This is a genomic window from Neorhizobium huautlense (assembly GCF_030811685.1).
Classification (GTDB): Bacteria; Pseudomonadota; Alphaproteobacteria; order Rhizobiales; family Rhizobiaceae; genus Neorhizobium; species Neorhizobium huautlense_A.
Genome location: NZ_JAUSRF010000002.1, coordinates 219,939 through 246,107 on the forward strand (window position 1 = coordinate 219,939; position 26,169 = coordinate 246,107).

The following is a 26,169-nucleotide window of genomic DNA, read 5'->3' on the forward strand; positions in this document are numbered from 1 at the left end:
TTTTGGGGCGGTCGTCGTGGGGCATTTTTCGGCAGGTTTTCATCTGCCGTCAGCTTTCCTGACATCCCCTTTTTGTCCTCGATTGCGGTGAAAGCCGCCCATTCGACGATCGTCAAAGGAGATTGACATGGCGCCTGTAAATTCAACCAAGGATATTCCCGGCGAAGCTGCATCGGCAGTATATGCGCAGGAGATCGAATTGCAGCTGGCGCAGTTGCGTGAGGACATTGCCGTTCTCGCACGCACTGTTGCTGCCGCAGGCTCACAGAAGGCAGAAAATGTCAGCCGTCGCGTAAAGCGTGCCACGGATGAGGCCGCCGATGCGTCGCTCAACATGGTCGAGGCCGCGCGGGAACAGGCGCTGTCGCTTGAGAAGGACCTCGAACGCCAGATTCGCAGCAATCCGCTGCAGTCGGTGGCGATTGCCGCCGGTGCCGGCTTCCTGTTCGCGCTTCTGGCACGGCGCTGATCATGGGGGGGCTGGCCCCTATCCTGGCATCGCTGCTTGCGGTTGATATCGGCGCTTTCACCAAGCGAATGCGCCGCAACGCCGTGCTTTATGCGATCGCCGGATTTTTCATGCTGACGGCTTATGTTGCGGGCGTGACCGCTCTCGGCATCTATCTCGCAACGATGATGCACCCGGCTGCTGCTGCTGCGGTGGTGGCTTTCGCGGCCTTTATCGTGGCGTTGATCTTTTTCCTGGCGATCATGTTGTCCAACCGGGCTGAACAAAAACGCCGTCGTCAGGCCGCTGCCGCCAATAGCGGCAAGGCGATGATGCTGACGGCGGCGATGTCCGCCCTGCCGATGGTGATCCGTTCGAAACCGCTCGCGGCTGTGGCCGTTGCCGGTGGTCTGGCCATGGTGCTCGGCAAGATGATGGGTGGCGGCTCCAGCGACGAGACCTGATACTCGTCACTCATAATGATCAGAATGGGACGCGGCCTTTGGTTCGCGTCCCATTTTTGTGACCATTTGAGGACAACATCCATCCAATGTATCATTTTATAAAGACCCACCCCCATTTGGGTGATCTAGACCCCTGATGGCCTCGTGCCCAAACCACCATCAGGACGCCCGGAATTTGCGTGTTCTCATTGTCGACCCCGAATACCTGGTAGCGCTCGATGGCGAACAGGTGCTTTCTGATGCGCTGGCCGATACGCTGGGATGCACCGTGGAAATCGCCATGCCGCGCGATTATCCGGATATTCTCGAAAACCGTCATTTCGATGTGGTGCTGATCGATGTGCGCATCATTCAGGACGATGTCGCCGATGCCGCACGGCGCATTGCCGCGACCGGAGCAAAAGTCGTTCTCTCCAGCCTGTCGCATGTGAATGCCAACGGTTTTGCCAAATGGCCGGACGTGCCGGTGGTGCTGAAACCCTTTGACGACAAGACGCTGATCGAAACGGTAAAAAACGCCGCGACCAGTGATCGCAGCGTTTCTTCTCCTCGCACTTAACTTTTAGAGGCTGTCCGGGCTAGCGGCTCAGCTGCCGAAGGCGCGGGCCGTGATGGCGGCATCGCCCGGGTCGGGACCAAAGTCGCTTTCGCCGGTCACGCCCAGCAGTTCCTGCAGGCGGGTGCGGGCGCGGCTGACGCGGCTCTTGATCGTCCCGACGGCGCAACCGCAGATCTCGGCAGCTTCCTCATAGGCAAAACCGGCGGCACCGACGAGAACGATGGCTTCGCGCTGGTCGTCCGGCAGCTTGTCCAGCGCCTTGCGGAAATCCTGAAGGTCGAGGCGGCCATATTGTTCCGGATGCACGGAAAAGCGCTCCGAAAACAGACCGTCACTATCCTGCACTTCACGGCCACGCTTGCGCATCTGGCTGTAGAATTCGTTGCGCAGGATGGTGAACAGCCAGGCACGCATGTTGGTGCCGGCGGTAAAGCTGGTCTGGTTGGCCCAGGCTTTCATGATCGTGTCCTGCACCAGATCGTCCGCCTTGTCGTGTCGGCCGGTGAGAGACACCGCGAAGGCACGAAGATTAGGCAGGGATGCAAGGAGGTCGCGCTTGAAAGCGCGGTCGGCAAGTTCCTGCTCTGTCATGTTACGTCCCCGATTTCGCGTTTTTCTCGGCCTGTTCAAGGCGTTCGAGAAGGTCGAGAAAACGGTCAGGAATACCTTCTTCCTGTACGGCATCATAAAAATCGCGCAGCTTGCGCGAGATTGCCGCGTTGGGAAGCATCGCACCGGGCCTGTAATCTTTCGCTTGCGCTGTCGTCATTGTTTTTTCTTTTTTTCTGCTATCTTGTTCACTCATCACGCGGGCAGCCTGTTGCGATATCACTGACAACAGAATGCACGACGACCAAAAAAGTTCCGTTACGGTCGGAACTTTTTTTGTCGCCGACCGTTTCAAGCCAGTTAGTTGCCCGCTGGGGCTCAGGGGAGAATTTATTTATGTCACTCACCACGCGCGTCGCGTCTCACCTTCCTTACCTGCGTCGATACGCTCGTGCCGTCACCGGATCGCAGACATCAGGTGACGCCTATGTTGCCGCGGTCCTCGAAGCCCTGATTGCCGATATCTCGATCTTTCCCGAGACGTCGAAGGATCGCGTTTCGCTGTATAAACTTTTCGTTGCGATCTTTGGTTCCACATCCATCGAAATCCGCCCGATCGAATCCCCGTTTGCTTGGGAACAGCGCGCCGTCGCCAATCTCTCTGCTTTGCCGTCGAAGGCACGTCATGCATTCCTGCTGATCTCGGTCGAAGGTTTCACCATCGAGGAAACCGCCGAAATTCTCGACATCAGCGCCGATGAGACGACACAGCTTCTCGACGAAGCATCGCGTGAGATTTCCCGCCAGGTGGCCACCGACATCATGATCATCGAGGACGAGCCGCTGATCGCGCTCGATATCGAGCAGATGGTTCAGGATCTCGGCCACCGCGTCACCGGTGTCGCCCGTACACACAAGGAAGCGATTTCGCTGTTCCAGACCTCGCAGCCGAAAATGGTTCTGGCAGATATCCAGCTCGCCGATGGCAGCTCGGGCATCGATGCCGTCAACGAGATCCTCAAGACCTCCAGCGTGCCGGTGATCTTCATCACCGCATTCCCGGAACGTCTCTTGACCGGAGAACGCCCGGAGCCGGCCTTCCTCGTCACCAAGCCGTTCAACCCGGACATGGTGAAGGCGCTGATCAGCCAGGCGCTGTTCTTCAATGAGGCCGTCAAGGCAGCCGCCTGACGGGACCAGCGGGATATTGATTGAGATCAGGAACAAAGCAGGCATGGCGACGTTCTTTCGCAAGAAAACGAAAGGAAATCGCCATGTTGTACTACGCTCTGGTGTTTCTCGTGATCGCGCTGATTGCCGGCGCTCTCGGGTTTGGTGGAGTGGCTGGAACGGCGGCGGGCATTGCCCAGATCCTGTTCTATGTGTTTCTGGTTCTTCTGCTCATATCTCTGGTTCTCGGCTTGTTCAGGCGAACCTGACTAAATATAAGAAATATTCTTGATCAACCGGATGCCGGTTCCCGGCATTCGGTACTTCCTTTCAGTTAGACAAGCAGGCGGGGTGATGCAGTTGCAGCATCAGCTGACATGGCAGCAGGCCGGTGAGAGTGATGACAAGCTCCAAGGCTTCTTCATGCCCGCGCTCGTGGATCTCGGCGCCAGCATCATCATCCAGAATGCTGCGCGCGATTATCTGTTCGTGACCAATCTGCCGTCGACCTGGGAAATCCCGGCGAGTGGAAAGCCCTGCGACCGCAGCCTGTTCGGTGACGAAATCGCCGACAAGCTGCGCACGATCAAGGATGCGATCAAGAAGAGCGGCGACAAGGCGCATATCGAAATCGCCGTCGGTTCCGAAGATGTGTTCGAATTCCGTGTTCAGGCCGTCAGCCTATCACAGGGCGACATGCATCTGGTTACCACGATCATCGATCGATCCGAAGAGCGCCACCGCGAGCGGCTTTTGCGCGCGCTCCTGCGCGAAGTCAGCCATCGCTCGAAAAACCTGCTCGCCATCATCCAGAGCATCGCGCTGCAGACGGCGCGTTATTCCGGCACGCTGGACGGGTTCCTCAACAAGTTCCGCGGCAGGCTTTATTCACTGTCGCAGAGCCAGGACCTCATCACGGACAGTAGCTGGCGCGGCGCGTATTTCCGCGAGCTTGTCGAACAGCAGACCCAGAAATATCTGCCGGAAAATGCGCATCTGGTCGTCGTCAAGGGCGACGATGTGCTTTTGACGCCGAATGCCTCGTTGCATATCGGTCTCGCCTTGCACGAGCTGATCGTCAATGCCGTCAGCCACGGCTCGCTTCTGACCTCCCGCCGCGCCATCGAAGTGACTTGCAGCCGTGTGCTTGTGGATGGTCACGACAGTCTGGAAGTGTTCTGGCTGGAAAAGCTCGATCCTTCGGCCAATGACAGTCTCGTCAACGAAGAAACGCTCAAGGGTCATTTCGGCAGTACCGTTCTCGAGCGTGTCGTTCCGGCCTCGGTCAACGGCAAAGCGCAGTATGCGATTTCCGACAAGGAAATTTCCTACAGCCTGACTTTTCCGCTCGACGTTGCGGAATGATTTTGTTGGCCTTTCCGGCCGGAGCTTAAAAAAATCGGTCACTTTCGAATTTTTTCTGTGAGCCGCCGGAACCAATTTTGAGCAAGTCCGTTATCACTATATCTGGAAGCGCCCCCGTCCCCCGCCCTTCAAGCTTCCAGGTAAACTCTTCATCCCCCTCGAAGAGACGATCTGGCTCGGTTTCCCTCGGAAACCGGGCCAGTTCTTTTTTGGGCATTTCTCAATGCTTCAATGCACGCGGGTCGAGCGCATCGCGAATGGCGTCACCGATATAGTTGACGCTGAGCACGGTTGCCGAAATCGCCAGCCCCGGCCACAGCACACGCGATGGCGTCAGCTGCAGAAAATTGGCGCCGTCGAAAAGAAGGCGTCCCCAAGTGGGGAAATCGGATGGAAACCCCAGGCCGAGGAAGCTGAGCGCCGATTCCGTGATGATCGCCGAGGCAATGCCGAGCGTTGCCGATACCATGATCGATGACAGGACATTGGGCAGGATGTGCCGCAGGATGATGCGGTATTCTCGCATGCCACTGGATTTCGCTGCGAGCACGAATTCCTGACTTTTGACAGCCAAGACATCGCCGCGCACGATGCGGGCAGTATGCATCCAGCTGGTAATGCCGATCACGAAAACGACCAGAAAGAAGATGCCGGTTTCCGGGCCGAAGGCAGCCCGTAGCGTGTCGCGAAACAGCATGATCACCACCAGCAGCAGCGGCAATAGCGGCAGTGCCAGAAACAGGTCGGTCAGGCGCATCAGCGGCCCGTCGATGCGGCGGAAATAACCGGAGAGAAGGCCGACCAGCGTGCCGAGAAACAGGGCAAGCAGCATGGCGGTGAAACCGACGGCAAGCGAGATGCGGCCACCGGCCAGAACCTGTGCCAGCATGTCCTTGCCGAGATTGTCGGTGCCAAAAGGATGCGCCAGCGACGGCCACTGGTTCTTGTCGCGAATGTTGATGGCATTGGGCGCGACGGTGTGGATGTAAGGCCCCACAAACACGGCCAGCACGATGAAAATGAAGACGCCCAGCCCGACGACACCGCCCCGATGGGCGCGGAACTGGTGCCATATATCGCCGAATGCCGAGCGGGCGGGTGTGGCCGCCACGGTGGGTGTGGTTGTGATTGTAACATCAGTCATAACGGATCCTCGGGTCGAGAATGCCGTAGAGAACATCGGCAATCAGGTTGAAGAGGACGATCAGCACCGCGAAGATGAAGGTGAGCGTCTGCACCAGCGGCATGTCGGCGCCCTGAACGGCGGTGATCAGCAATTGCCCGAGCCCATTCACGCGAAAAATCTGTTCGGTGATGATGGCGCCGGAAAAGATCGTCGGCACGCCGAGCGCAATCACGGTCACGACCGGGATCAGGCTGTTGCGCAGCACATGCACCAGAAGAACGGCCTTTTCCTTGACGCCCTTGGCGCGGGCGGTGCGGACATAATCCTGATGCAGGTTATCCAGCATGGAGGCGCGCACGAAGCGGGTGATCTGCGAGGCGTTGTAAAGCGCCAGCACGGCGACGGGCAGCACCATCTGTTTCATCTGCGCCATGAAACTAGCAAAATCCGTGACCCGCAGATTGGTGTCGTAAACCGAGGGAAACCATTGCAGGTAGGAGGAGAAGATGACGATCAGCAGCACGCCGGTGAAGAAGGTCGGTACCGAATAACCGACCATCGAAACGAATGTGCCGATCTGGTCAAAGATCGAATATTGCTTGTACGCCGAGATGACGCCGATCGGGATGGCAATGAGGATGCCGAACAGATAAGCGAGGCCGACGACCCAGAGCGTCTGCGGCAGGCGCTGGACGATGAGATCGACCACCGGGCTGCGGGTGGCCCATGACAGGACGCGCATGCGCTCTCCATCACCGAACTGCCAGCCGGTGAGGCTTTCAAAAATGTTGATCGGTTCGTTGATGAAAAACTGCTGCAGCCATTTCATGTAACGGATGAGAAAAGGCTGATCGAGGCCGAGCGAGGCGCGGATTTGTTCTCGCACTTCCGGTGGAATGGTGAGCGGCAGATCGCCGGTCGGATCGTTGGGGGCGAGATCCAGCAGCGCGAAAATCACGAAGCTGATGACCAGCAGGGTCGGGATTGCAAAAAACAATCGCCGCAATGTGTATGTGAACATCCGGGGTCTCCAGACTGCAGCACGGCCGGCCATTTCCGGCACCGGCGGTGGCTGCAGGTTTACAAGACCGCCGCATCATCAAGCGGACGATGCGGCAGCGCGGAGATAGGGTGCGGCCGGGCCTGAAGCGGCAGGAGGCCCGGCGGCGACCATCACTTCTTGCGATGCCAGTCCGCGATATTCCAGACCTGGCTGTCCCAGGAGTTCATCTTGATGCCTTCCAGCGTGACGGCGAAGGAGGACTGATCGCCGCGATGGACAAGCGGGATATGCGCGCCTTCTTCGGTCAGCATGTCGTTGAGCTGTTTTGCCAGTTCAGCGCGTTTTTCCAGCTCTGCCGTCTTGGAGAGCGTGCCGACCAGCTTGTCGAACTCCGGGTTGCAATAACGCGGAATGTTCTGGCCCTGCCAGCCGTTGGATGGGCCCGGCATCTTGTCGCACAGCCATTCCGCCAGATATTTTTCCGGGTCGGTGCCGTCGAAATTGTTGGTATACATCAGCACGTCGGCATAAAATTTCTGGAACGTATCCGGGCTTGCCGGATCGCCGCCGAAGAACACGGAAGCGGAAGCGTTGCGCAGTTCAGCGCCGACGCCGATCTCCGCCCACATCGATTTCACCAGTTCCTGCGTTGCCTGACGCACGGAGTTGGTGGAGGTCGAATAGAGGAAATTGAGCTTTACGCCGTCCTTGGCGCGAATACCGTCGCCACCCTTTACCCAGCCGGCATCATCCAGCAGCTTGTTGGCGCCTTCGACATCGGCTTTCAGGCACCAGCTGTCATTCTTGGTGGAGGCGACAGCTTCCGGTGCGGGCACGATATTGCAGGTCGGCTTGCCGGATTTGCCGTAACCGGCCTCGACGATGATATCGCGGTCGATGGCGAGCGACAGCGCGCGGCGCACGGCCGGGTCCTTCAGCGCCGGATGCGGGCCGGCTTCGGCGGTGGAGCGTTTAGGCCCGAGCGCCGGGTCCGGATTGGTCCAGTTGAGGTTGATACGCTCGACCTGGGTGCCGAAGGAGATTTCCAGACGGCCCTTGCCTGATGCCATCATGGTTTCCAGCACTTCCGGCTCGACCTGCGCATTCCAGGCATAGTCGTATTCGCCGGTTTCCAGAACGGCGCGGGCAGCGGATGCCGCGTCACCGCCACCCTTCAGGGTGATGGAGGCGAAAGCAGGCTTGGCGGCATCGCGGTAATTCGGATTGGCCTTGAAGGTGACGACGTCGTTCGGCTTGAAATCGGTGACCATGAACGCGCCGGTGCCGATCGGGCCAAAGTTGGCGGCCGTGCAGCCGGGTGCCTTGGTGCCGAGGCAATCCTTGAACTGAGCCGCCTGGATGATCGGTGACTGGCCGCCGACAAAGGCGGAATAGGGGTAGGGTTTCGGTTCTTCGAAAGTGATTTTGACCGTGTGCGGATCGACGGCCTCGACATTTTTCACACCCTCATACTGGGCGCGCTGGGCGCAGCCACCATCGGGCGCCGTGCAATATTTCCAGGTGAAAATCACGTCTTCGGCGGTGAAGGCCGTGCCGTCCGACCATTTGACATCGGGCTTCAGCTTCCATGTCATGCTCAGCAGATCTTTTGCGACGCCGCCGTTTTCAACGGTCGGGATCTCGGTGGCCAGCCACGGCACCAGCTCGCCCTTTTCATCGGTGCGGGCCAGCGGCTCGATGACAATAGAGGAGGCAAGCATTTCCTTGGTGCCGGCGGACAGGAACGGGTTCATCGTCGAGACGGCCTGCCAGAACAGGATCTTCAGATCACCGTCCGTTCCCCGTTCGGCATGTGCCGGACCGATCGCCAAGGCCAGCGCGGCCACCGTGCCGGCCAGAAGCGTTTTCAGATTTTTCATTTGCCATTCCCCTTGTTGTTCTCTTATGAGTTGTGAATATGACAATGCGCTGATGTACGCGCAGAATGCAAATCGACGATCAAGGGGCTGTTGTTCAAGCCTCTGCTTTTACAGTCGAAATGCTTTTCCATTCCTCCTTGCCGGCTTGTGTTCAGGAACGTGATCACTGCGTTCCCATGCGCTTGTGATCAAATTTTGTGCCATCTAAGCACGGGCCTATTTTTCGTTCAAGATGGAAATTTGCAGCTTGCAAAAGGGTCCGGTCGCGTCGCAATATCCCTGAAAATAGAGTGGGAAATAACGATAAAACAACGAGGTCTTGCGAATGCCAGTGCTCAATCGTGCCGCCGAAATGCAGGAAACCGTCGCCGGCTGGAGGCGCCACATCCATGAGAATCCCGAGCTTCTTTATGACGTTTACGAGACGGCAGCCTTCGTTGCCGACAAGCTGAAATCGTTCGGTTGCGACACGGTCGAAACCGGCATCGGCAAGACCGGTGTCGTCGGCATCATCAAGGGCAAGCATGGGGATGGCCCAGTGGTCGGCTTCCGCGCCGACATGGACGCGCTGCCGATTTTTGAAACCTCCGGCAAGGAATGGGCCTCGAAGACACCGGGCAAGGCACATTCCTGCGGCCATGACGGGCACACGGCGATGCTGCTGGGTGCTGCGCAATACCTTGCCGAAACCCGCAATTTCAAGGGTTCCGTCGCCGTCATCTTCCAGCCCGCTGAAGAGGGCGGGGCGGGTGCGCTTGCCATGATCAATGACGGTTTCATGGACAAATATGCCATCGACCAGGTCTATGGCATGCACAATGAGCCAAAGCTGCCGGTCGGCCAATTCGCCACAGCCAAGGGCGGCGTAATGGCGGCGGCCGATACATTCGAGATCACCGTCAACGGTCGCGGCAGCCATGCCGCCCAGCCGCATCGTTCCATCGATCCGGTGGTCGCATCGGCGCATATCATCATCGCCCTGCAATCGATCGTTTCGCGCGAGACTGATCCCTTGAAATCGCTGGTCGTGACGGTTGCCACCACCCATGGCGGCGAGGCGAGCAATGTCATTGCCGATTTTGTCAAGCTCACCGGCACGGTGCGCACGCTTCTGCCGGAAACCCGCGATTTTGCCGAAAAACGTCTGACGGAAATCGCGCAAGGCACAGCCATCGCCCATGGCGCAACCGCCGAGGTCAATTATCGTCGCGGTTATCCGGTGACCTTCAACCATGATGCCGAGACGGATTTTGCAGCAGGCGTTGCCGCCAAAGTGGCCGGCGAGCGCGCCGTCAATACCGGCATGGCGCCGCATATGGGGGCCGAGGATTTTTCCTACATGCTGGAAAAGCGCCCCGGCGCCTTCATCTTTATCGGCAATGGCGACACCGCCAACCTGCACAATGCCGCTTACGATTTCAACGATGAGGCGCTACCTTACGGCATCAGCTACTGGGTGACGCTGGCGGAGACCTCGCTTCCGGCCTGAGGCCGGCAACGGAAATGACAGGGACTGTTCAAGAAATAAGAACCAAGGGGAATATGGGATGCAGCCTTCTTTAACGGGCGTCGCCCCGATCTTGTCGGTGGAGAACCTCACCACGTCGTTCCGTGTGAACAACGAGTGGAAATCCGTCGTGCGCAATGTCTCCTTCGACGTTGCGCCGCGCGAGACGGTGGCGATCGTGGGCGAGAGCGGCTCGGGCAAGTCGGTGACGTCTCTGTCGATCATGCGGCTTTTGCCGAAAGCCACCAGCAAGATCGAGGGCAAGGTGACGCTCGGCGGCAAGGAGCTCTTGTCTCTGCCGGAAGAGCAGATGCGGCGTGTGCGCGGCAACGATATTTCCATGATCTTTCAGGAGCCGATGACCTCGCTCAACCCGATCTTCCCGATCGGTCGGCAGATTTCCGAGGCACTGATGGTGCATCGTGATATCTCCAAGGCGGAGGCGAAGGCGGAAGTCATCCGGCTTCTGGAAAAGGTCCGTATTCCCAATGCCAAAAACCGGTTCGACGAATATCCGCACCAGTTTTCCGGCGGCATGCGCCAGCGCGTGATGATCGCCATGGCGCTTGCCACCAAACCGAAACTGCTGATCGCCGACGAACCGACCACCGCGCTCGACGTCACCATCCAGGGCCAGATCCTCGACCTCATCAAGGTGTTGCAGGAAGAGGAGGGCATGTCCGTTCTCTTCATCACCCATGACATGGGCGTGGTGGCTGAGGTGGCCGACCGCACGATCGTGATGTTCCGTGGCGAACAGGTGGAAACCGGCGCGACCGACGACATTTTTCACCGCGGCCAGCATCCCTATACCCGCGCATTGCTGTCCGCCGTGCCAAAGCTCGGCTCGATGGGGACAAGAAAACTGCCGCTGCGGTTTCCGATCGTCGATACCACGACGGGCGAACAGATCGTCATGGCCGATGTCGCCGACACGGTTGCCAAGGGCAAGACACCGATCCTCGACGTGAAAGACCTGACGACACGGTTTGATATCCGCTCCGGCCTGTTCTCGCGCAAATCGGGCGCCGTTCATGCGGTGGAAAAGGTGTCGTTCCAGCTTTTTGCCGGCGAGACGCTGTCTCTCGTGGGTGAATCGGGTTGCGGCAAGTCGACGACCGGCCGGTCCATTACCCGTCTGGTCGAGCCGACCGAAGGCAAGGTGACGCTGGACGGTTACGAGGTGATGCAGCTCGACCGGTCGGCACTGCGCACCATGCGCCGGTCGATTCAGATGATCTTTCAGGATCCGTTCGCCTCGCTCAACCCGCGCATGAGCGTCGGTTCGGCGGTGATGGAGCCGTTCGTTGAGCACAATCTCGGCACCAAACAACAGGCGCGCGAAAAGGCCGCCGACCTGATGGCCAAGGTAGGTCTTTCACCGGACATGATGCGGCGTTTTCCGCATGAATTTTCCGGCGGTCAGCGCCAGCGTGTGGCGATTGCGCGTGCGCTCATGCTTGATCCCAAGGTCATTGTCGCGGATGAGGCGGTGTCGGCGCTCGACGTGTCGATCAAGGCGCAGGTCTGCAATCTTCTGCTCGATCTGCAGCAAAATTTGAAACTGGCCTTTCTGTTCATTTCCCATGACATGGCGGTGGTGGAGCGGGTCAGCCACCGGGTGGCGGTGATGTATCTGGGCGAAATCGTCGAGATCGGGCCGCGTGCGGCTGTCTTTGAAAATCCGCAGCATCCCTATACGCAAAAACTGATCGCCGCCGTGCCGGTGCCGGATCCGTCGCGCCGTTCGATCAAGCGCAACATGTCGACCGACGAGATCAAGAGCCCGATCCGCCCGGTGGATTATGTAGCCCCGATCCGGCAGTACCGCGAGGTGTCCGAGGGGCATCTCGTGCAGGTGGCATGAGGCGAGCGCGGTCATCGCGGATAAAAAGGGCGGCGGGGATTGTTCTCGCCGCTTTTGCCGTTCTGGTTTCGCCCGCTTTTGATGGAGGTCAGGGGAGGGCGCAGACTGATGACCTCTCCGAGGCAGAAGCGCTCCAGGAACTTGAAGCGAAGGCGGTGCAGACCATCATCGGCAAGACGGCAGCCGAGATCCGCGAAGCGCTTGAGGCCGGCCCGTTTTCCGACGTTCAGGTGATGGAATTAGATTTCGTACCGCCACCGGAGCAGGCGGCGCAACAGGGCGATGCCAACATCAAGCCCGGTGATCTGCATGTCATGTTGTCCCGGCCGAAGGAAAATGTTTTCGAGCCGTTCACGCCGCGCATATTGATCTTCGTCGGTATGCAGGATGGTGTGGCGGTGTCGATAGAGCGGGTGAGAACCTATCCGAAGTGATGGCCTAGTGACAGCCACGTTTTGGCATGGAATTGCCGGCATCCGTTGCCGGAAAACCTAAGTTCTGCTAGGTTGAAAAGCCATTAGGAGAGATCACGTGGCCAAGGTGACAGCTGCCGAACTCCAGAGCCATTTCGAGCATTATCAAGAACTCGCTCAGCGCGAGCCGGTATCTGTCACGGACAATGGCAAGGAAAGCCTTGTCCTGCTCTCGGCGGACGAATATCGCCGGCTGAAAGCCATTGACACACGACAGGCCTTTTACGTCCATTCTCTGCCCGGTGACATTCTTGCCGACTTGGAAAGCGGTTACCAGGGAGAGCCGACGCCGCATCTCGATCACCTGATGAAATGATGTGGCGATAGAACCTAAACCCGGTTTGGTTGTTCGTTATGACTTCCTTTGGAAGGAGGAGGCAGATGCGGGTTTGGAGAGCGGCAAGGATCGCCCATGTGCGATCGTGCTGGTGGCGAAGGACAAGGCCGATGGTTCGAAGGATGTTCTGCTCTGTGCCATCACCCACGCACCTCCGGGCCATGCCGAAACCGCCATCAAAATTCCAGCTGCCGTTGCAAGGTATCTTGGTCTCGATGATGAGCAATCATGGATCAAGACCGATCAGATCAATCGCTTGAACTGGGCGCGTGATCGTATTCCGTACGGCATCACGCCAGCCCGCAAAGGGGAGTGGTTTTTCGGTACGCTGCCCCATGCGCTTGGCGAGCAGGTTTTCAATCAGATCCGTGAGAAAGCCCATGCCCGTACCTTACGGACTGTCGACCGGGATAACGAGAGCTGATTGCAAAGCTTGATGCCTGTTATCTTTCATTGTTTGACAGTCCCTCCCAAAACATGTCAGCAAATCGCAGAGGAGATTTTCTGTCATGGCAAAACGGTCGGATTCGCAGGGACGGCTCGACGATGCGGCGCGCGCCGGCTGGCTTTATTACGTCGCGGGGCGCACCCAGGACGAGATTGCTTCCGCCATGGGGATTTCGCGACAATCGGCGCAGCGGCTGGTGTCGCTCGCCGTTGCCGAGCGTCTGATCAAGGTGCGGCTCGATCATCCGATTGCCGCCTGCCTGGAACTGGCTGAGGCGCTGAAGGCCAAACATGACCTGAAATATATCGAGATCGTGCCGAGCGATCCGGCCGCCGTTTCGACCACGGTTGGTATTGCCGAAGCGGCTGCAGCCGAAATCGAGCGCTGGCTGAAACGGCCGGATCCGATCATCGTTGCCATCGGTACGGGCCGCACGTTGAAGGCAGCCGTCGATCAGCTGCCGCCGATGGAATGTCCGCAGCACCGAATCGTGTCGCTCACCGGCAATATCGGGCCGGATGGATCGGCCGCCTATTACAACGTCATCTTTTCCATGGCCGATGCCATCAAGGCGCGGCATTTCCCGATGCCGCTGCCGGTCATGTGTACCTCGGTGGAGGAACGCGAGACGCTGCATGATCAGGCGCTGGTGCGCTCCACCATCAAGCTTGGCGCCATGGCCGATGTCACCTTCGTCGGCATCGGCGAGCTTGGGCCGGACGGCCCACTCTGCCTCGATGGTTTTCTCGAGCGTGAGGAAATGCAGATGCTGGTTGAGAATGGAGCGGCGGGTGAAATCTGCGGCTGGTTCTTCGATCACGATGGAAAACTGCTCGACAACCCCATCAACGGGCGTGTCGCTTCCGTGCCTATCCCGTCGCGGAATACATGCTCGGTTGTGGGAATTGCGCAGGGTCGTCGCAAAATTCCCGCCATGGCTGCGGCCCTCAAGGGTAAGCTAATCAATGGCTTGATTACGGATGAATCGGCTGCTGAGCAGTTGCTCTCCCTGTGAGCAAAAATTTCACCGTTTAAATTCAATTATTTAAAACGTTTTAGTCGCAGTGCAGCGACGAATCCGTGTTGACTTCTGTCATGCGTTGATAAGTAATTGCCCACGAGCAAAGCGAATGCTCGCATCCAATCTTCTCGGGAGGAAGATATGACATTGAAGACCGTTCTGCTGGGCGCCTGCTCGGCACTGGCGTTTGCCGGTATGGCCTCTGCCGAAACCCTCACCATCGCGACTGTCAATAACGGCGACATGGTTCGCATGCAGAGCCTGACGTCCGAATTCACCAAGGCGAACCCCGACATTCAGGTCGAGTGGGTCACTTTGGAAGAAAACGTCCTGCGCGAACGCGTGACGACCGACATCGCCGCCGGCGGTGGCCAGTACGACATCGTCACCATCGGCAATTACGAAGTTCCGATCTGGGCCAAGCAGAAGTGGCTTCTGCCGCTCGAAGGCCTCGGTGACAAATACGACATGGACGACCTGCTGCCCGCAATCCGCGGTGGCCTGTCGATGGACGGCAAGCTTTATGCGGCACCGTTCTACGGCGAATCCGCCATGATCATGTACCGCAAGGACCTGTTCGAAAAAGCCGGCCTGACCATGCCGGAAAAGCCGACCTGGGAATTCATTGCAGACGCGGCCCGCAAGACCACCGACCGCAAGGCCGATATCAGCGGCATGTGCCTTCGTGGCAAGGCCGGCTGGGGCGAAAACATGGCCTTCGTTTCGGCTCTGAACAACTCGTTCGGCGGTCGCTGGTTCGATGAGCAGTGGAAGCCGCAGTTCGATCAGCCGGAGTGGAAGGCTGCGCTGCAGTTCTACGCCGACCTGATGAAGGATGCCGGCCCGTCCGGTGCTTCTTCCAATGGCTTCAACGAAAACCTGACGCTGTTCCAGCAGGGCAAGTGCGGCATGTGGATCGACGCAACCGTCGCCGCATCCTTCGTGTCGAACCCGAAGGATTCCAAGGTTGCCGATCAGGTCGGTTATGCCATGTTCCCGAACAAGGAAGGCATCGACAACCACGGCAAGTGGCTGTGGTCGTGGAACCTTGCGGTACCGGCTTCTTCCAAGAAGGCTGAATCGGCCCAGAAATTCATCTCCTGGGCAACCAGCAAGGAATACACGGCGCTCGTCGCTTCCAAGGAAGGCTGGGCCAACGTTCCTCCGGGCACGCGTACCTCGCTCTACAAGAACGAGGAGTACACCAAGGCTGCACCGTTTGCCGCTCCGACGCTTGCCGCGATGGACGCTGCCGACATCACCAAGCCGACCGTCAAGCCGGTGCCTTACACCGGTGGCCAGTTCGTCGCGATCCCTGAATTCCAGGCTCTCGGCACCACGGTCGGTCAGCTGTTCTCGGCTGTCATCGCCGGCCAGTCCACGGTCGACGACGCGCTTGCCGCCGCTCAGGCAACGGCAACCCGCGATATGACCCGCGCCGGTTACATCAAGTAAAAAGTCCTCCCAAGGACAGCAGTTGCCCGCTTTCTTTCGGGCAACTGCACCCGCCGCCCACGGTTCAAGGGCAAAAGCCATAACAAGAAGATATACCCAAGCGCGCGCCTCCCGCCGAGGCGATGCGCGTGGCCACTCAAGGGAGGGTCGCTGAAATGGCAACGCAGAATACGAAGACGTTGGCGCGGCTGATGATGGCGCCCTCCGTCATTGCACTCCTCGTCTGGATGGTCATACCGCTGTCGATGACGCTGTATTACTCCTTCCAGAACTACAATCTCCTGACGCCGCAAAACGTCAGCTTCGGTGGTTTCTTCAACTACCAGTATTTTTACACGGATCCGGCCTTCTTCACGGCGATCTGGAACACGCTGATCCTGGTGGTCGGCGTGCTGGCCATCACCGTCATCGGCGGCATTGCCATCGGTTTGCTGCTCGACCAGCCGATCTTCGGCCAGGGCATCGTGCGCATTCTGGTGATCTCGCCGTTCTTCGTCATGCCGCCGGTGGCGGCGCTGATCTGGAAGAACATGATCATGCACCCGAGTTACGGGGTGCTGGCCGATATCGCGAAATTCTTCGGGCTGCAGCCGGTCGACTGGTTTGCGCAATATCCGCTGTTTTCGGTCATCGTCATCGTTGCATGGCAGTGGTTGCCTTTCGCCACGCTGATCCTGCTGACGGCCCTGCAATCGCTGGACGGCGAGCAGAAGGAAGCCGCCGAGATGGACGGCGCCAATTTCGTCAATCGCTTCATCTACCTGACGTTGCCGCATCTTTCCCGCGCCATCACGGTCGTCATCCTGATCCAGACGATCTTCCTGCTCGGCATCTATGCGGAAATCCTCGTCACCACCAATGGCGGCCCCGGTTACGCGTCCACCAACCTGACCTTCCTGATCTATCGCACGGCACGTCTCGGTTACGACGTCGGCGGCGGTGCTGCGGGCGGTATCATCGCGGTCGTTCTCGCCAATATCGTCGCCATCTTCCTGATGCGCGCCGTCGGCAAGAACCTGGACAAGTAGGAGAGACGGTCATGGCTCGCAAATCCACCACGCAAAGCAAGATCGTCTGGACCGTCATCGCATGGGTCGTGGCGCTGGTGATCTTTTTCCCGATCCTCTATGCGGTCATCACCAGCTTCAAGACGGAGCCGGAAGCGATCGACGGGTTCAGCCTGATCCCGTCCGGTACGTTCGAGAACTACATCACGGTGCAGACGCAGCGCGATTACTTCAAGCCGTTTACGAACTCGGTGATCCTGTCGATCGGTTCGACCATTCTCGCCCTGATCTTCGCCATTCCGGCGGCATGGGCGATGGCGTTTGCGCCGACCCGCCGCACCAAGGACATCCTGATGTGGATGCTCTCCACCAAGATGATGCCGGCGGTCGCGGTTCTTCTGCCGATCTACATCCTGTTCCGCAATTTTGGCCTGCTCGATACCCGTATCGGCCTGACGATCATGCTGACGCTGATCAATCTGCCGATCGTGGTGTGGATGCTCTACACGTATTTCCGCGAAATTCCCGGCGAAATTCTGGAAGCGGCACGTATGGACGGCGCCAATCTGTGGAAGGAAATCGTCTACGTGCTGACGCCGATGGCGGTGCCGGGCATCGCTTCCACGCTGCTCCTCAACATCATCCTTGCCTGGAACGAAGCCTTCTGGACCATCCAGCTGTCGACCACGAATGCGGCACCGCTGACGGCCTTCATCGCCTCGTTCTCTTCGCCGCAGGGTCTGTTCTGGGCCAAGCTTTCGGCGGCCTCCACCATGGCGATTGCGCCGATCCTCATCCTCGGCTGGTTCAGCCAGAAGCAACTCGTTCGCGGCCTCACGTTTGGCGCGGTTAAGTAAGGAATTGGTCTCATGGGCAGCATTACTCTCAAGAACGTCCAGAAACATTTCGGCGAGGCCAAGGTCATCCCGTCTGTCGATCTGGAAATCACCGATGGCGAGTTCGTCGTTTTCGTCGGCCCATCGGGTAGCGGCAAGTCCACGCTTCTCCGCCTGATCGCAGGCCTTGAAGACGTGACCGGTGGCACGATCACCATCGACGGCAAGGATGTGACGGAAGCCGCACCGGCCGCGCGTGGCCTTGCCATGGTGTTCCAGTCCTATGCGCTCTACCCACACATGAGCGTGCGCAAGAATATCGCCTTCCCGCTGAAGATGGCGAAGATGGAACAGTCGAAAATCGACAAGAAGGTCGAGGATGCCGCCCGCATTCTGAACCTCTCCGACTATCTCGAGCGCCGTCCCGGCCAGCTTTCCGGTGGTCAGCGCCAGCGTGTCGCCATCGGCCGCGCCATCGTTCGCGAACCGTCGGCCTTCCTGTTCGACGAACCGCTGTCCAACCTCGATGCGGCCTTGCGCGGCACGATGCGTCTGGAAATCAGCGATCTGCACAACCAGCTGAAAACGACGATGATCTACGTCACCCACGACCAGATCGAAGCCATGACCATGGCCGACAAGATCGTCGTTCTCAATCGCGGCAATATCGAGCAGGTCGGTTCGCCGATGGAACTCTACAACACGCCGCGCAACCTGTTTGTCGCCGGCTTTATCGGCTCGCCGCGCATGAACCTCATCGAGGGCGAATACGCGCAGTCGAAGGGCGCCAAGACCGCCGGCATCCGCCCCGAGCACATGACGCTGTCCAAGGAAAGCGGTCTCTGGAAAGGCACGGTCTCGGTTGCCGAACATCTCGGCGCCGACACGTTCCTGCATCTCGATGTCGATGGCATCGGCAAGATGACGGCGCGCGCCAGCGGCGAATTCGGCGCCCATCATGGCGATACCGTTTACCTCACGCCGGATGAGACGAGGCTGCACCGTTTCGACGACAAGGGCCTGCGCATCGCCGGCTGAGAATACGATTGTCATATCAAGGAAAAAGACTGTGACAGGTAGACTGGAAGGCAAGTCGGCAATCATCACCGGTTCGGCGCGCGGCATCGGCCGCGCCTTCGCCGAAGCCTATGTTCGCGAAGGCGCAACCGTGGCGATCGCCGACATCAATATCGAACGCGCCGAGCAGACCGCCAAGGAAATCGGCCCGAAAGCCTATGCGGTGCAGCTGGATGTCACCGATCAGGCATCCATCGATGCGGCCATCCGCACGGTGGAGGAAAAGACCGGTGGCATCGATATCCTGATCAACAATGCGGCGCTGTTCGATCTGGCGCCGATCGTCGAGATCACCCGCAAAAGCTACGACACGCTGTTTTCGATCAATGTCGCCGGTTCGCTGTTCATGCTGCAGGCCGTCGCCAGGTCGATGATTGCGCGCGGCAAGGGCGGCAAGATCATCAATATGGCCAGCCAGGCCGGTCGTCGTGGCGAAGCGCTGGTCGCGGTCTATTGCGCCACCAAGGCGGCGATCATCAGCTTTACCCAGTCCGCCGGTCTCGACCTGATCAAGCACGGCATCAACGTCAATGCGATCGCCCCCGGCGTCGTCGATGGCGAGCATTGGGATGGCGTCGATGCGCTGTTTGCCAGCTACGAGAACCGCCCGCGCGGTGAAAAGAAAAAGCTGGTGGGCGAGGCCGTACCGTTCGGCCGCATGGGCACGGCGGAAGACCTGACCGGCATGGCCGTGTTCCTGGCCAGCCGCGATGCCGATTATGTCGTCGCCCAGACCTACAATGTCGATGGCGGCAACTGGATGAGCTGATGCCCGTTAGGGCACGCTGGCTGACCGCCCCTTGAGGGCGATCGGCCACAGACAGAAATTTCTGGACCCTTGAGGACCGAGACATGACCGTAAAACTTTCGCTGGCCACGCTGGATCAGGCCAAGGCAACCGCTGCCATTCCCGCCTATGATCCCAAAACGCTGTCGCACGGCATCGTGCATTTCGGCGTCGGCAATTTTCACCGCGCCCATCAGGCGATCTATCTCGACGACCTGTTCAACACCGGCAAGGGTCATGATTGGGCGATCACCGGTGCCGGCGTCATGCCGTCAGACGCGGCCATGCGCGAAAAATTGAAGGCGCAGGATTTTCTGACCACCGTTGTCGAGCAGGACAATAACAAGACCGGCGCCCGCGTCACCGCCCCGATGATCGATATCATCGCGCCGGGCGAGACTGCGGCTCTGATCGAAAAGCTGGCCGATCCGGCGACCCGTATCGTCTCCATGACGATCACCGAGGGTGGTTATTTCATCGACGCGGCGGGCCATTTCAATCCGGCCCATCCGGCAATGGTCGAGGATGCCAAGAACCCGACGGCGCCGAAAACCGTGTTCGGCCTGATCCTCGCTGGCCTCAAGGTTCGCAAGGAACGCGGCATCGCGCCCTTCACGATCATGTCCTGCGACAACATTCCGGGCAATGGTGAAGTGACCGAAAGCACGGTCATCGGTCTGGCAAAGCTGTCGGATGCGGATTTCGCCCACTGGATCCACGAAAACGTCGCCTTCCCGAACTCCATGGTCGACCGCATCACGCCGGCCACCGGTCAGCGCGAAATCGACATCCTCAGACAAGATTTCAACATCGACGACAATTGGCCGGTGTTCTGCGAAGAATTCAAGCAGTGGGTGATGGAAGACAAGTTTCCGCTCGGTCGCCCGGCGCTGGAAGAGGTCGGCGTGCAGTTCGTGCCCGACGTTGCCCCTTACGAGCTGATGAAGCTGCGCATCCTCAACGGCGGTCACGCAACGATCGCCTATCCGAGTGAACTGCTCGATATCCACTTCGTGCATGAGGCGATGGAACACCCGCTGATCCGCGCCTTCCTCGCCAAGCTGGAGAAGGAAGAGATCATCCCGATCGTGCCGCCGGTGCCGGATACCAGCCTCGACGCCTATTTCGACCTGATCGAACACCGTTTCCTCAATCCGAAAATCGGCGATACCATTCCGCGTCTGGCGCAGGACGGCTCCAACCGCCAGCCGAAATTCATCCTGCCGTCGACACGTGATCGTCTCGATCAAGGCCTCGATATCGTCGGTCTGTCGCTGGTGTCTGCCTTGTGGTGCCGTTATTTCGCCGGCACATCGGATTCGGGCCGCAAGATCGCCTTCAACGACACCAGCGCAGAAAAGCTGCAGGCAGCCGCGATCAAGGCCAAGGAAGATCCGGACGCTTTTCTCGTCTTCGACGAAATCTTTGGCGAAGTCTCCGGCAACGAGCTTTTCCGCAAGCGTTTTGCGCATGCGCTGAAGACGCTTTGGACTGAGGGTACGGCGAAGACGTTGGAACTCTATCTCGCCGACGAACTCGTCAAGTAAGGGCTTCATCCCATGAATGACCGGCCCTTGGTGATTTTCGATTGTGACGGGGTCCTTGTGGACAGTGAGCCGGTTTCGGTTCGTGTTCTCGTCACGGCGCTTAATCGCCATGGCATCGATATGGCCGAGGAGGAAGCCTATACGCGCTTCCTCGGCCGCAGCCTCGCCACCATGACCCAGGTCATGGAAGAGGAATACGGATTTCACACCGGGCCGGAATTTCTCGAAAGCCTGCGTGTCGATCTCTATGAACGGTTCAAGACCGAGTTGCAGGCGATTTCCGGCATAGCCGATACGGTGGACAGGCTCGGCTGCGACCATTGCGTCGCATCCTCCAGCCAGCCGGAACGCATCCGCCTGTCACTGTCGCTGACCGGCCTCATCGACAAATTCGAGCCGAACATCTTCAGCGCCTCGATGGTCGAGAACGGCAAGCCCGCGCCAGATCTCTTTCTCCATGCCGCAGAAAAGATGGGCTATGCCCCCGCCAACTGCATCGTCGTGGAAGACAGCCCGGCCGGCATCGAGGCGGCGCAGAGGGCGGGCATGACGGCGCTCGCCTTTACCGGCGGCTCGCACACGCATGTTGCCGGATATCGTGAACGCATCGAGGAACTTCAGCCCGACGCAATATTTGACGCCATGCCGGATTTGCTCCACCTTGTCCAAAAATATAGTGATGGTCGCAAGGGACCTGCCGTCAGCCGTTCGATCTGAACGGGTGCAGGTTTCATCGAGGTCATAGGGGCAGGAAACCAATCCGGATGCGTGATCACATCGTCGCGGTGGATGTCGGCACCACGAGCGCGCGGGCTGCGGTTTTCGATCGCAGCGGGCACTTGCTGGCGCGTGCCAAACAGCCGATCGAGATGATCCGCCCCCGCGAAAACCACGCCGAACACGATAGTGAAAACATCTGGGCTGCCTGTTGTGGCGCCGTGCGGGCGGTGCTTTTCGAAGCCGGTATTGCCGTACATCAGATCGCCGCGCTCGGTTTCGATGCCACCTGTTCGCTGGTCGTGCGCGATAAAAAGGGCAAGCCGCTGTCCGTCTCGCCGCGCGGAGAAAGCCGTTTCGACACCATCGTCTGGCTCGATCACCGCGCGATTAACGAGGCGGAAATCCTCAATGCTTCCGGCCATAGGGTGTTGACATATTCCGGCGAGACGCTGTCGCCGGAAATGCAGATGCCAAAACTGATGTGGTTGAAAAGACACCACAAACAGACGTGGGAAAACACCGGTTTCGTCTTCGATCTCGCCGACTTCCTGACCTGGAAGGCCACCGGATCGGCGGCGCGTTCGCGCTGCACGCTGACCTCCAAATGGAACTATCTCTCGCACGAAACGCCCGGCTGGCAGGCTGATTTTTTGAGTGTAGCCGGTCTGGAAGATCTGCTGGAGCGCGCCAGCCTGCCGGAAGAGACGGTGCCGGTCGGTGGCGTTATCGGTCATCTGACGAAAGCCGCTGCCGCCGATCTTGGGCTCGATACGAAATGCGTCGTCACATCCGGCATGATCGATGCCTATGCCGGCGCGCTCGGTGCGCTCGGCAAGGCGGCGGATGGTGAGGCGCTGGAACAGAGCGTGGCGCTGATCGCCGGCACATCCAGCTGTATCGTCGCCTTCAACGCTGAGGCCAAACCGGGCCAGAGCCTGTGGGGGCCGTATTACGACGCGCTTCTGCCCGGCCACTGGCTGGTGGAAGGCGGACAATCCGCCACCGGCGCGCTGCTGGATCATATGGTGCGCATGCATGCGGCCGGTGGTGAGCCGACGCTCGATCTGCATGCCCGCATCGTTGCCCGCATTGCCGAACTGAGGGCAGAAGAGGGGCCGAACCTCGCTCCCGACCTGCATGTGCTGCCTGATTTCCACGGCAACCGCTCGCCGCTTGCCGACCCGCGCGCCACCGGCGTGATTTCCGGCCTGACGCTGGATACGTCCTTCGATGGCCTGTGCCGTGTCTATTGGCGCACCTCGGTGGCAATAGCGCTCGGCATCCGCCATATCCTCGAAGCGCTTTCGCAATATGGCTACCGCTTCGAGACGTTGCACATTACCGGCGGCCATGTGCAAAACCCGCTTCTGCTGGAACTTTACGCCGATGTGACCGGCCGAAAAGTGGTGGTGCCGAACACGAAAGATGCGGTGCTGCTCGGCACGGCGATGGCGGCAGCCGTGGCCGGTGGCCTGCACGAGACGCTACAGGTCGCAGCCGGTGCCATGGATCAGGGCTGGGTGGAGCACGCTGCCGATCCGGTGCAGACCAAGGCCTATCACCGTGATTACAAGCGGTTCCTCGCCATGGTCCGGCACCGTGAGGAATTGCGGAGACTGGATGATGACGCCGCCTGAGCTTGCCGAGATCTATCGTGGTTATATCGACTGCCTGAACCGCCAGGACTGGGGTGGTCTTGGCCGCTTCGTCGGTGAGAGCGCCCATCACAATGGCCGGTTGCTGGGGCTTTCCGGTTATCGCGACATGCTGGTTAATGATTTCGAACAGATTCCCGACCTGCGCTTCAATATCGATCGACTGGTGTGCGAACCGCCGCATGTGGCCAGCCGACTTGCCTTCGACTGCTCGCCCAAGGGGCGTTTTCTGGGGCTGGATGTGAACGGTCGACGCATCCGGTTTGCGGAAAACGTGTTTTATCGTTTTGAAAACGGACTGATCGTCGACGTGCGCTCGGTGCTAGACAAGGTGGCGATCGAAGCGCAGCTCGGCTAAATCGTATCGCGGTCGCTTGCGTATCTTGCTGAAAGCCTTGCCAAATCCCATATCAGCGCGGACCTAAGGAGACGCCGATGATCCTCGACGCCGCACGCCGCTCGCTGACAAACCTTTTCGCCCCGGAAAGCCGGGCCGTTTTTCTCAAGACTTTGGGTCTGACGCTGCTGATCCTTGCCGGGCTGTGGTTCGGTCTGCGTGAGGTTTTGCTCACCTATGTCTGGCCGTGGTTTGCCGCGTTTCTGCCCTCCATGCCGGAATTCGGCGGATTTCTGGCGCTGATCGCCGGCATCCTGTTCGGTGTCGGGCTTGCGCTGGCACTGGCACTGCTGATCGCGCCGGTGACGGCCCTGATCGCCGGCCTGTTTCTCGATGATGTCGCGCAGGTGATCGAAAAACGCGATTATCCGGCCGATCCGCCTGGCAAGGAATTGCCGCTCGGGCAGGCCATTGTCGGATCGATCCAGTTTCTGGGCGTGATCATTGTCGGCAACATCATCGCGCTGCTGATGCTGTTTATTCCCGGTGTCAACCTGATCGCGTTTTTCCTCGTCAACGGTTACCTGCTCGGTCGCGAGTTTTTCGAATTCGCTGCCATGCGTTTTCGCCCAGTGGCGGAAGCCAAGGCGTTTCGCGCCAAACATTCCTCCACCGTATTTCTCGCCGGCATGCTGATCGCCGGTTTCCTGGCCATCCCCTTCGTCAACCTGCTGACGCCGCTGTTTGCTGCCGGCCTGATGGTGCATCTGCACAAGGCGCTGTCGAAACGCGACCCGAGTTTTGTGGGGTAAGCGTTACCCGGTGATAGGCTCGACGATCCGTGGCGGCAGTTCCGCCAGCGGCGCTGGGATGTTGACACGTCTTTTCAAGATCTCGCCAGAGATCCACCATGGCGCAGGTCATAGGGATAGTGCGGATGGGATTTCAGGACGCTGTCATCGATATCGAGTATCTTGGCAACCGCGGCAGCGAGGAAGCACCAGTAGCCGCGGAAATTCCTGTTGGTCGCCTTGGTGTGGGCATCCTTCATGTAAATGTCTTCCTTGATCCCCCTGCGCTGCCAGCCTTCGACATAGAGGGCGAGGATGCGCGACCTATCCTCTTCTGGTGCGGAAAAGCATTCATGAAGTGGGCCGTACAGGTCCGGCCAGCATAGATCCGGGTGGACGCGCGCGGTTTTGAAATCGAAATATCGTGCGAACTCATAGGTAAACGGATCGAAGCCGGCGTCTATGCGGTTGAGATCCTTGTCGAGTTGGTAATTCAGGTCCGAATTGGTAAGGGCGAAGATTGATCCCGCGGTTACAGGATCGCAGTCACTCAGGACCAACAGCGGGAAAATCGATACTTTCCCGCCTGGCACGAATTGCTTTCTCTCCATCTCAGATAAAGAGGTCGAAAGAGAGTAGCTCATGAGGTCTACGAAGAGCGGCCATGCCTTGTTGAGTTCAGCCTTGACCTCTTCGGTCCCAGTACCGATACAAAACAGACTGAGGGCAATGTTCTGCTGGATGTCATACAGGGAGTTCAGTGAGGCTTGATGCGCCTGCTCCGTTTCGTCCTGCTGCATGAGGCCTCGAAATTTTGTCTGCCGCCGTTCGGCATTCTCGAGTTGAGCCCTGAAATAGTCCTCGTCCTTGTAGACATCACGCATTGTTCTTCCTCAAACATATCTGCTCGCCGGTGATGGCTTAGAGGCTCACCCTGAAGACGCGCCGTACTGTCGCTCAGATGCCAATCACCTGCGGCGGCAACTCCACCAAGGGCGCGGGGATGTCGTTGCTCTTTCCCGGATATTTGCAAATATCGGCGATCACGCAACGTTCGCATTCGGCACGTCGCGCCTTGCAGGTGTAACGCCCGTGCAGGATCAGCCAGTGATGCGCGTGGTAAAGATAATGTTCCGGGATCACCCGCATCAAAATGTCTTCAACGTCATCCGGCGTGTTGCCGGGCGCAAGTTTTATGCGGTTGGCGATGCGAAACACATGTGTGTCGACCGCCATCGTCGGCACGCCGAAGGCCATGGACATCACCACATTCGCCGTCTTGCGGCCGACGCCCGGCAGGCGCACCAGCTCCTCGCGGGTCCTGGGGACTTCCGAGCCGAATTCATCGATGAGCATGCGACAGAGCGCGATGACATTTTTGGCCTTGTTGCGGAAAAGCCCGATCGTCCTGATATGGGCGATCACGCCGTCTTCGCCGAGCGCCAGCATCTTTTCCGGCGTGTCAGCAATCTTGAAAAGCTCGCGTGTCGCCTTGTTCACCCCGGCATCGGTTGCCTGCGCCGAAAGCGCCACCGCCACGACCAGCGTGAACGGATTCACATGCTCCAGCTCGCCCTTCGGTTCCGGCCGCTGGATGGAGAAGCGGCGAAACATTTCCTCGCGTTCCTCCTTCGAATAGACGGAGCGCGGCAGGGGTTTGCGACGGCGGGTCGCAGGTGCTGCATTTGACTTTTGCAAGGTTTGGGTGCTGGATTTGAGCTTGGAAATGGCCATGGCTTT

The 26,169-nt window shown here is 59.0% G+C and carries 29 protein-coding genes; 22 read left to right on the forward strand and 7 right to left on the reverse strand.

The features are described from left to right. Positions 1–127: 127 nt before the first annotated feature. The 3 genes from J2T09_RS03630 to J2T09_RS03640 all read left to right on the forward strand — a co-directional run bounded on the left by J2T09_RS03630 (position 128) and on the right by J2T09_RS03640 (position 1,471). On the forward strand, positions 128–469 hold the full coding sequence (locus J2T09_RS03630; protein WP_306831188.1) for a DUF883 family protein: 342 nt from the start codon (positions 128–130) through the stop codon (positions 467–469). 2 nt (positions 470–471) lie between these two features. After that, complete coding sequence (locus tag J2T09_RS03635; protein WP_306831190.1) at positions 472–912, forward strand: hypothetical protein; 441 nt, start codon at positions 472–474, stop codon at positions 910–912. Between the two features lie 175 nt (positions 913–1,087). Beyond that, positions 1,088–1,471, forward strand: coding sequence for a hypothetical protein (locus J2T09_RS03640; protein WP_306831192.1), 384 nt, complete (start codon positions 1,088–1,090; stop codon positions 1,469–1,471). A 27-nt stretch (positions 1,472–1,498) separates the two neighbouring features. Here J2T09_RS03640 and J2T09_RS03645 read toward each other — a convergent pair whose 3' ends face one another. Together J2T09_RS03645 and J2T09_RS03650 are read right to left on the reverse strand one after the other, a co-directional pair. After that, the gene (locus J2T09_RS03645; protein ID WP_153358050.1) at positions 1,499–2,062 is read right to left on the reverse strand and encodes an RNA polymerase sigma factor; all 564 of its coding nucleotides are present in this window, start codon (positions 2,060–2,062) and stop codon (positions 1,499–1,501) included. A 1-nt stretch (position 2,063) separates the two neighbouring features. Continuing rightward, a complete protein-coding gene (locus J2T09_RS03650) occupies positions 2,064–2,240 on the reverse strand; it encodes a NepR family anti-sigma factor (protein ID WP_306831669.1) in 177 nt (58 codons plus the stop codon). 176 nt (positions 2,241–2,416) lie between these two features. On the opposite strand from J2T09_RS03650, the gene J2T09_RS03655 reads away from it, so the two are divergent. The 3 genes from J2T09_RS03655 to J2T09_RS03665 all read left to right on the forward strand — a co-directional run bounded on the left by J2T09_RS03655 (position 2,417) and on the right by J2T09_RS03665 (position 4,555). Next, a complete protein-coding gene (locus J2T09_RS03655) occupies positions 2,417–3,211 on the forward strand; it encodes a response regulator (protein ID WP_306831197.1) in 795 nt (264 codons plus the stop codon). 83 nt (positions 3,212–3,294) lie between these two features. Continuing rightward, the gene (locus tag J2T09_RS03660; protein WP_306831199.1) at positions 3,295–3,459 is read left to right on the forward strand and encodes a DUF1328 domain-containing protein; all 165 of its coding nucleotides are present in this window, start codon (positions 3,295–3,297) and stop codon (positions 3,457–3,459) included. 85 nt (positions 3,460–3,544) lie between these two features. Beyond that, entirely contained in the window at positions 3,545–4,555 is a 1,011-nt protein-coding gene (locus tag J2T09_RS03665) for a sensor histidine kinase (RefSeq protein ID WP_306831201.1), read from the forward strand. A gap of 220 nt (positions 4,556–4,775) precedes the next feature. On the opposite strand, the gene J2T09_RS03670 is transcribed toward J2T09_RS03665, so the two are convergent. The 3 genes from J2T09_RS03670 to J2T09_RS03680 all read right to left on the reverse strand — a co-directional run bounded on the left by J2T09_RS03670 (position 4,776) and on the right by J2T09_RS03680 (position 8,564). Further along, entirely contained in the window at positions 4,776–5,699 is a 924-nt protein-coding gene (locus J2T09_RS03670) for an ABC transporter permease (protein ID WP_306831202.1), read from the reverse strand. Then, positions 5,692–6,702, reverse strand: a complete 1,011-nt coding sequence (locus J2T09_RS03675) for an ABC transporter permease (RefSeq protein WP_306831204.1) — start codon at positions 6,700–6,702, stop codon at positions 5,692–5,694. Before J2T09_RS03675 ends, J2T09_RS03670 begins: the two co-directional genes overlap by 8 nt. 152 nt (positions 6,703–6,854) lie before the next feature. Continuing rightward, a complete protein-coding gene (locus J2T09_RS03680) occupies positions 6,855–8,564 on the reverse strand; it encodes a peptide ABC transporter substrate-binding protein (RefSeq protein ID WP_306831206.1) in 1,710 nt (569 codons plus the stop codon). A gap of 325 nt (positions 8,565–8,889) precedes the next feature. On the opposite strand from J2T09_RS03680, the gene J2T09_RS03685 reads away from it, so the two are divergent. The 16 genes from J2T09_RS03685 (at position 8,890) to J2T09_RS03760 (ending at position 24,450) form a co-directional block, all read left to right on the forward strand. Beyond that, positions 8,890–10,053 (forward strand): M20 aminoacylase family protein, encoded by a 1,164-nt coding sequence (locus tag J2T09_RS03685; protein WP_306831208.1) that lies wholly within the window; start codon positions 8,890–8,892, stop codon positions 10,051–10,053. A gap of 58 nt (positions 10,054–10,111) precedes the next feature. Next, positions 10,112–11,938, forward strand: coding sequence for an ABC transporter ATP-binding protein (locus J2T09_RS03690; RefSeq protein WP_306831210.1), 1,827 nt, complete (start codon positions 10,112–10,114; stop codon positions 11,936–11,938). 155 nt (positions 11,939–12,093) lie between these two features. Next, complete coding sequence (locus J2T09_RS03695) at positions 12,094–12,372, forward strand: hypothetical protein (protein ID WP_306831212.1); 279 nt, start codon at positions 12,094–12,096, stop codon at positions 12,370–12,372. Positions 12,373–12,469: 97 nt separating this feature from the next. Further along, positions 12,470–12,727 carry a type II toxin-antitoxin system Phd/YefM family antitoxin gene (locus J2T09_RS03700; protein WP_306831215.1) on the forward strand — a complete coding sequence of 86 codons (258 nt, stop codon included), beginning with the start codon at positions 12,470–12,472 and terminating at the stop codon, positions 12,725–12,727. A 1-nt stretch (position 12,728) separates the two neighbouring features. After that, on the forward strand, positions 12,729–13,172 hold the full coding sequence (locus J2T09_RS03705; RefSeq protein ID WP_306831217.1) for a type II toxin-antitoxin system PemK/MazF family toxin: 444 nt from the start codon (positions 12,729–12,731) through the stop codon (positions 13,170–13,172). An 85-nt stretch (positions 13,173–13,257) separates the two neighbouring features. Beyond that, the gene (locus tag J2T09_RS03710) at positions 13,258–14,211 is read left to right on the forward strand and encodes a sugar-binding transcriptional regulator (RefSeq protein WP_306831219.1); all 954 of its coding nucleotides are present in this window, start codon (positions 13,258–13,260) and stop codon (positions 14,209–14,211) included. 147 nt (positions 14,212–14,358) lie between these two features. Then, on the forward strand, positions 14,359–15,672 hold the full coding sequence (locus J2T09_RS03715) for an ABC transporter substrate-binding protein (protein ID WP_306831222.1): 1,314 nt from the start codon (positions 14,359–14,361) through the stop codon (positions 15,670–15,672). A gap of 155 nt (positions 15,673–15,827) precedes the next feature. After that, positions 15,828–16,700: a carbohydrate ABC transporter permease gene (locus J2T09_RS03720; protein WP_306831225.1), complete on the forward strand. Its 873-nt coding sequence runs from the start codon at positions 15,828–15,830 to the stop codon at positions 16,698–16,700. Positions 16,701–16,711: 11 nt separating this feature from the next. After that, on the forward strand, positions 16,712–17,536 hold the full coding sequence (locus J2T09_RS03725) for a carbohydrate ABC transporter permease (protein WP_306831228.1): 825 nt from the start codon (positions 16,712–16,714) through the stop codon (positions 17,534–17,536). Between the two features lie 12 nt (positions 17,537–17,548). Further along, a complete protein-coding gene (locus tag J2T09_RS03730; protein ID WP_306831230.1) occupies positions 17,549–18,553 on the forward strand; it encodes an ABC transporter ATP-binding protein in 1,005 nt (334 codons plus the stop codon). 31 nt (positions 18,554–18,584) lie between these two features. Further along, on the forward strand, positions 18,585–19,361 hold the full coding sequence (locus tag J2T09_RS03735) for an L-iditol 2-dehydrogenase (RefSeq protein ID WP_306831233.1): 777 nt from the start codon (positions 18,585–18,587) through the stop codon (positions 19,359–19,361). 83 nt (positions 19,362–19,444) lie between these two features. After that, complete coding sequence (locus J2T09_RS03740; protein WP_306831235.1) at positions 19,445–20,926, forward strand: mannitol dehydrogenase family protein; 1,482 nt, start codon at positions 19,445–19,447, stop codon at positions 20,924–20,926. Between the two features lie 12 nt (positions 20,927–20,938). Further along, on the forward strand, positions 20,939–21,643 hold the full coding sequence (locus J2T09_RS03745) for an HAD family hydrolase (RefSeq protein WP_306831236.1): 705 nt from the start codon (positions 20,939–20,941) through the stop codon (positions 21,641–21,643). A 47-nt stretch (positions 21,644–21,690) separates the two neighbouring features. Continuing rightward, positions 21,691–23,283: an FGGY-family carbohydrate kinase gene (locus J2T09_RS03750; RefSeq protein ID WP_306831238.1), complete on the forward strand. Its 1,593-nt coding sequence runs from the start codon at positions 21,691–21,693 to the stop codon at positions 23,281–23,283. After that, positions 23,270–23,659 carry an ester cyclase gene (locus J2T09_RS03755; protein WP_306831671.1) on the forward strand — a complete coding sequence of 130 codons (390 nt, stop codon included), beginning with the start codon at positions 23,270–23,272 and terminating at the stop codon, positions 23,657–23,659. Before J2T09_RS03750 ends, J2T09_RS03755 begins: the two co-directional genes overlap by 14 nt. Positions 23,660–23,736: 77 nt before the next feature. Further along, the gene (locus tag J2T09_RS03760; protein WP_306831240.1) at positions 23,737–24,450 is read left to right on the forward strand and encodes a sulfate transporter family protein; all 714 of its coding nucleotides are present in this window, start codon (positions 23,737–23,739) and stop codon (positions 24,448–24,450) included. A 74-nt stretch (positions 24,451–24,524) separates the two neighbouring features. Here the strand turns inward: J2T09_RS03760 and J2T09_RS03765 are convergent, their stop codons facing one another. Beyond that, positions 24,525–25,313 (reverse strand): PoNe immunity protein domain-containing protein, encoded by a 789-nt coding sequence (locus J2T09_RS03765; RefSeq protein ID WP_306831242.1) that lies wholly within the window; start codon positions 25,311–25,313, stop codon positions 24,525–24,527. A 73-nt stretch (positions 25,314–25,386) separates the two neighbouring features. Then, a complete protein-coding gene (nth, locus tag J2T09_RS03770; RefSeq protein ID WP_306831244.1) occupies positions 25,387–26,163 on the reverse strand; it encodes an endonuclease III in 777 nt (258 codons plus the stop codon). Between the last annotated feature and the right edge of the window lie 6 nt (positions 26,164–26,169).

Excerpts from the sequence above, each read along its gene's own strand:
- J2T09_RS03630 (WP_306831188.1), top strand. The coding sequence starts at position 128 with ATGGCGCCTGTAAATTCAACCAAGGATATTCCCGGCGAAGCTGCATCG.
- J2T09_RS03665 (WP_306831201.1), top strand. The coding sequence starts at position 3,545 with ATGCAGTTGCAGCATCAGCTGACATGGCAGCAGGCCGGTGAGAGTGAT.
- J2T09_RS03670 (WP_306831202.1), bottom strand. The coding sequence starts at position 5,699 with ATGACTGATGTTACAATCACAACCACACCCACCGTGGCGGCCACACCC.
- J2T09_RS03760 (WP_306831240.1), top strand. The coding sequence starts at position 23,737 with ATGATCCTCGACGCCGCACGCCGCTCGCTGACAAACCTTTTCGCCCCG.
- J2T09_RS03650 (WP_306831669.1), bottom strand. The coding sequence starts at position 2,240 with ATGACGACAGCGCAAGCGAAAGATTACAGGCCCGGTGCGATGCTTCCC.
- J2T09_RS03745 (WP_306831236.1), top strand. The coding sequence starts at position 20,939 with ATGAATGACCGGCCCTTGGTGATTTTCGATTGTGACGGGGTCCTTGTG.
- J2T09_RS03715 (WP_306831222.1), top strand. The coding sequence starts at position 14,359 with ATGACATTGAAGACCGTTCTGCTGGGCGCCTGCTCGGCACTGGCGTTT.
- J2T09_RS03755 (WP_306831671.1), top strand. The coding sequence starts at position 23,270 with ATGACGCCGCCTGAGCTTGCCGAGATCTATCGTGGTTATATCGACTGC.
- J2T09_RS03710 (WP_306831219.1), top strand. The coding sequence starts at position 13,258 with ATGGCAAAACGGTCGGATTCGCAGGGACGGCTCGACGATGCGGCGCGC.
- J2T09_RS03690 (WP_306831210.1), top strand. The coding sequence starts at position 10,112 with ATGCAGCCTTCTTTAACGGGCGTCGCCCCGATCTTGTCGGTGGAGAAC.
- J2T09_RS03730 (WP_306831230.1), top strand. The coding sequence starts at position 17,549 with ATGGGCAGCATTACTCTCAAGAACGTCCAGAAACATTTCGGCGAGGCC.
- J2T09_RS03765 (WP_306831242.1), bottom strand. The coding sequence starts at position 25,313 with ATGCGTGATGTCTACAAGGACGAGGACTATTTCAGGGCTCAACTCGAG.
- J2T09_RS03635 (WP_306831190.1), top strand. The coding sequence starts at position 472 with ATGGGGGGGCTGGCCCCTATCCTGGCATCGCTGCTTGCGGTTGATATC.
- J2T09_RS03750 (WP_306831238.1), top strand. The coding sequence starts at position 21,691 with ATGCGTGATCACATCGTCGCGGTGGATGTCGGCACCACGAGCGCGCGG.
- J2T09_RS03660 (WP_306831199.1), top strand. The coding sequence starts at position 3,295 with ATGTTGTACTACGCTCTGGTGTTTCTCGTGATCGCGCTGATTGCCGGC.
- J2T09_RS03740 (WP_306831235.1), top strand. The coding sequence starts at position 19,445 with ATGACCGTAAAACTTTCGCTGGCCACGCTGGATCAGGCCAAGGCAACC.
- J2T09_RS03655 (WP_306831197.1), top strand. The coding sequence starts at position 2,417 with ATGTCACTCACCACGCGCGTCGCGTCTCACCTTCCTTACCTGCGTCGA.
- J2T09_RS03680 (WP_306831206.1), bottom strand. The coding sequence starts at position 8,564 with ATGAAAAATCTGAAAACGCTTCTGGCCGGCACGGTGGCCGCGCTGGCC.
- J2T09_RS03720 (WP_306831225.1), top strand. The coding sequence starts at position 15,828 with ATGGCAACGCAGAATACGAAGACGTTGGCGCGGCTGATGATGGCGCCC.
- J2T09_RS03685 (WP_306831208.1), top strand. The coding sequence starts at position 8,890 with ATGCCAGTGCTCAATCGTGCCGCCGAAATGCAGGAAACCGTCGCCGGC.
- J2T09_RS03725 (WP_306831228.1), top strand. The coding sequence starts at position 16,712 with ATGGCTCGCAAATCCACCACGCAAAGCAAGATCGTCTGGACCGTCATC.
- J2T09_RS03675 (WP_306831204.1), bottom strand. The coding sequence starts at position 6,702 with ATGTTCACATACACATTGCGGCGATTGTTTTTTGCAATCCCGACCCTG.
- nth (WP_306831244.1), bottom strand. The coding sequence starts at position 26,163 with ATGGCCATTTCCAAGCTCAAATCCAGCACCCAAACCTTGCAAAAGTCA.
- J2T09_RS03645 (WP_153358050.1), bottom strand. The coding sequence starts at position 2,062 with ATGACAGAGCAGGAACTTGCCGACCGCGCTTTCAAGCGCGACCTCCTT.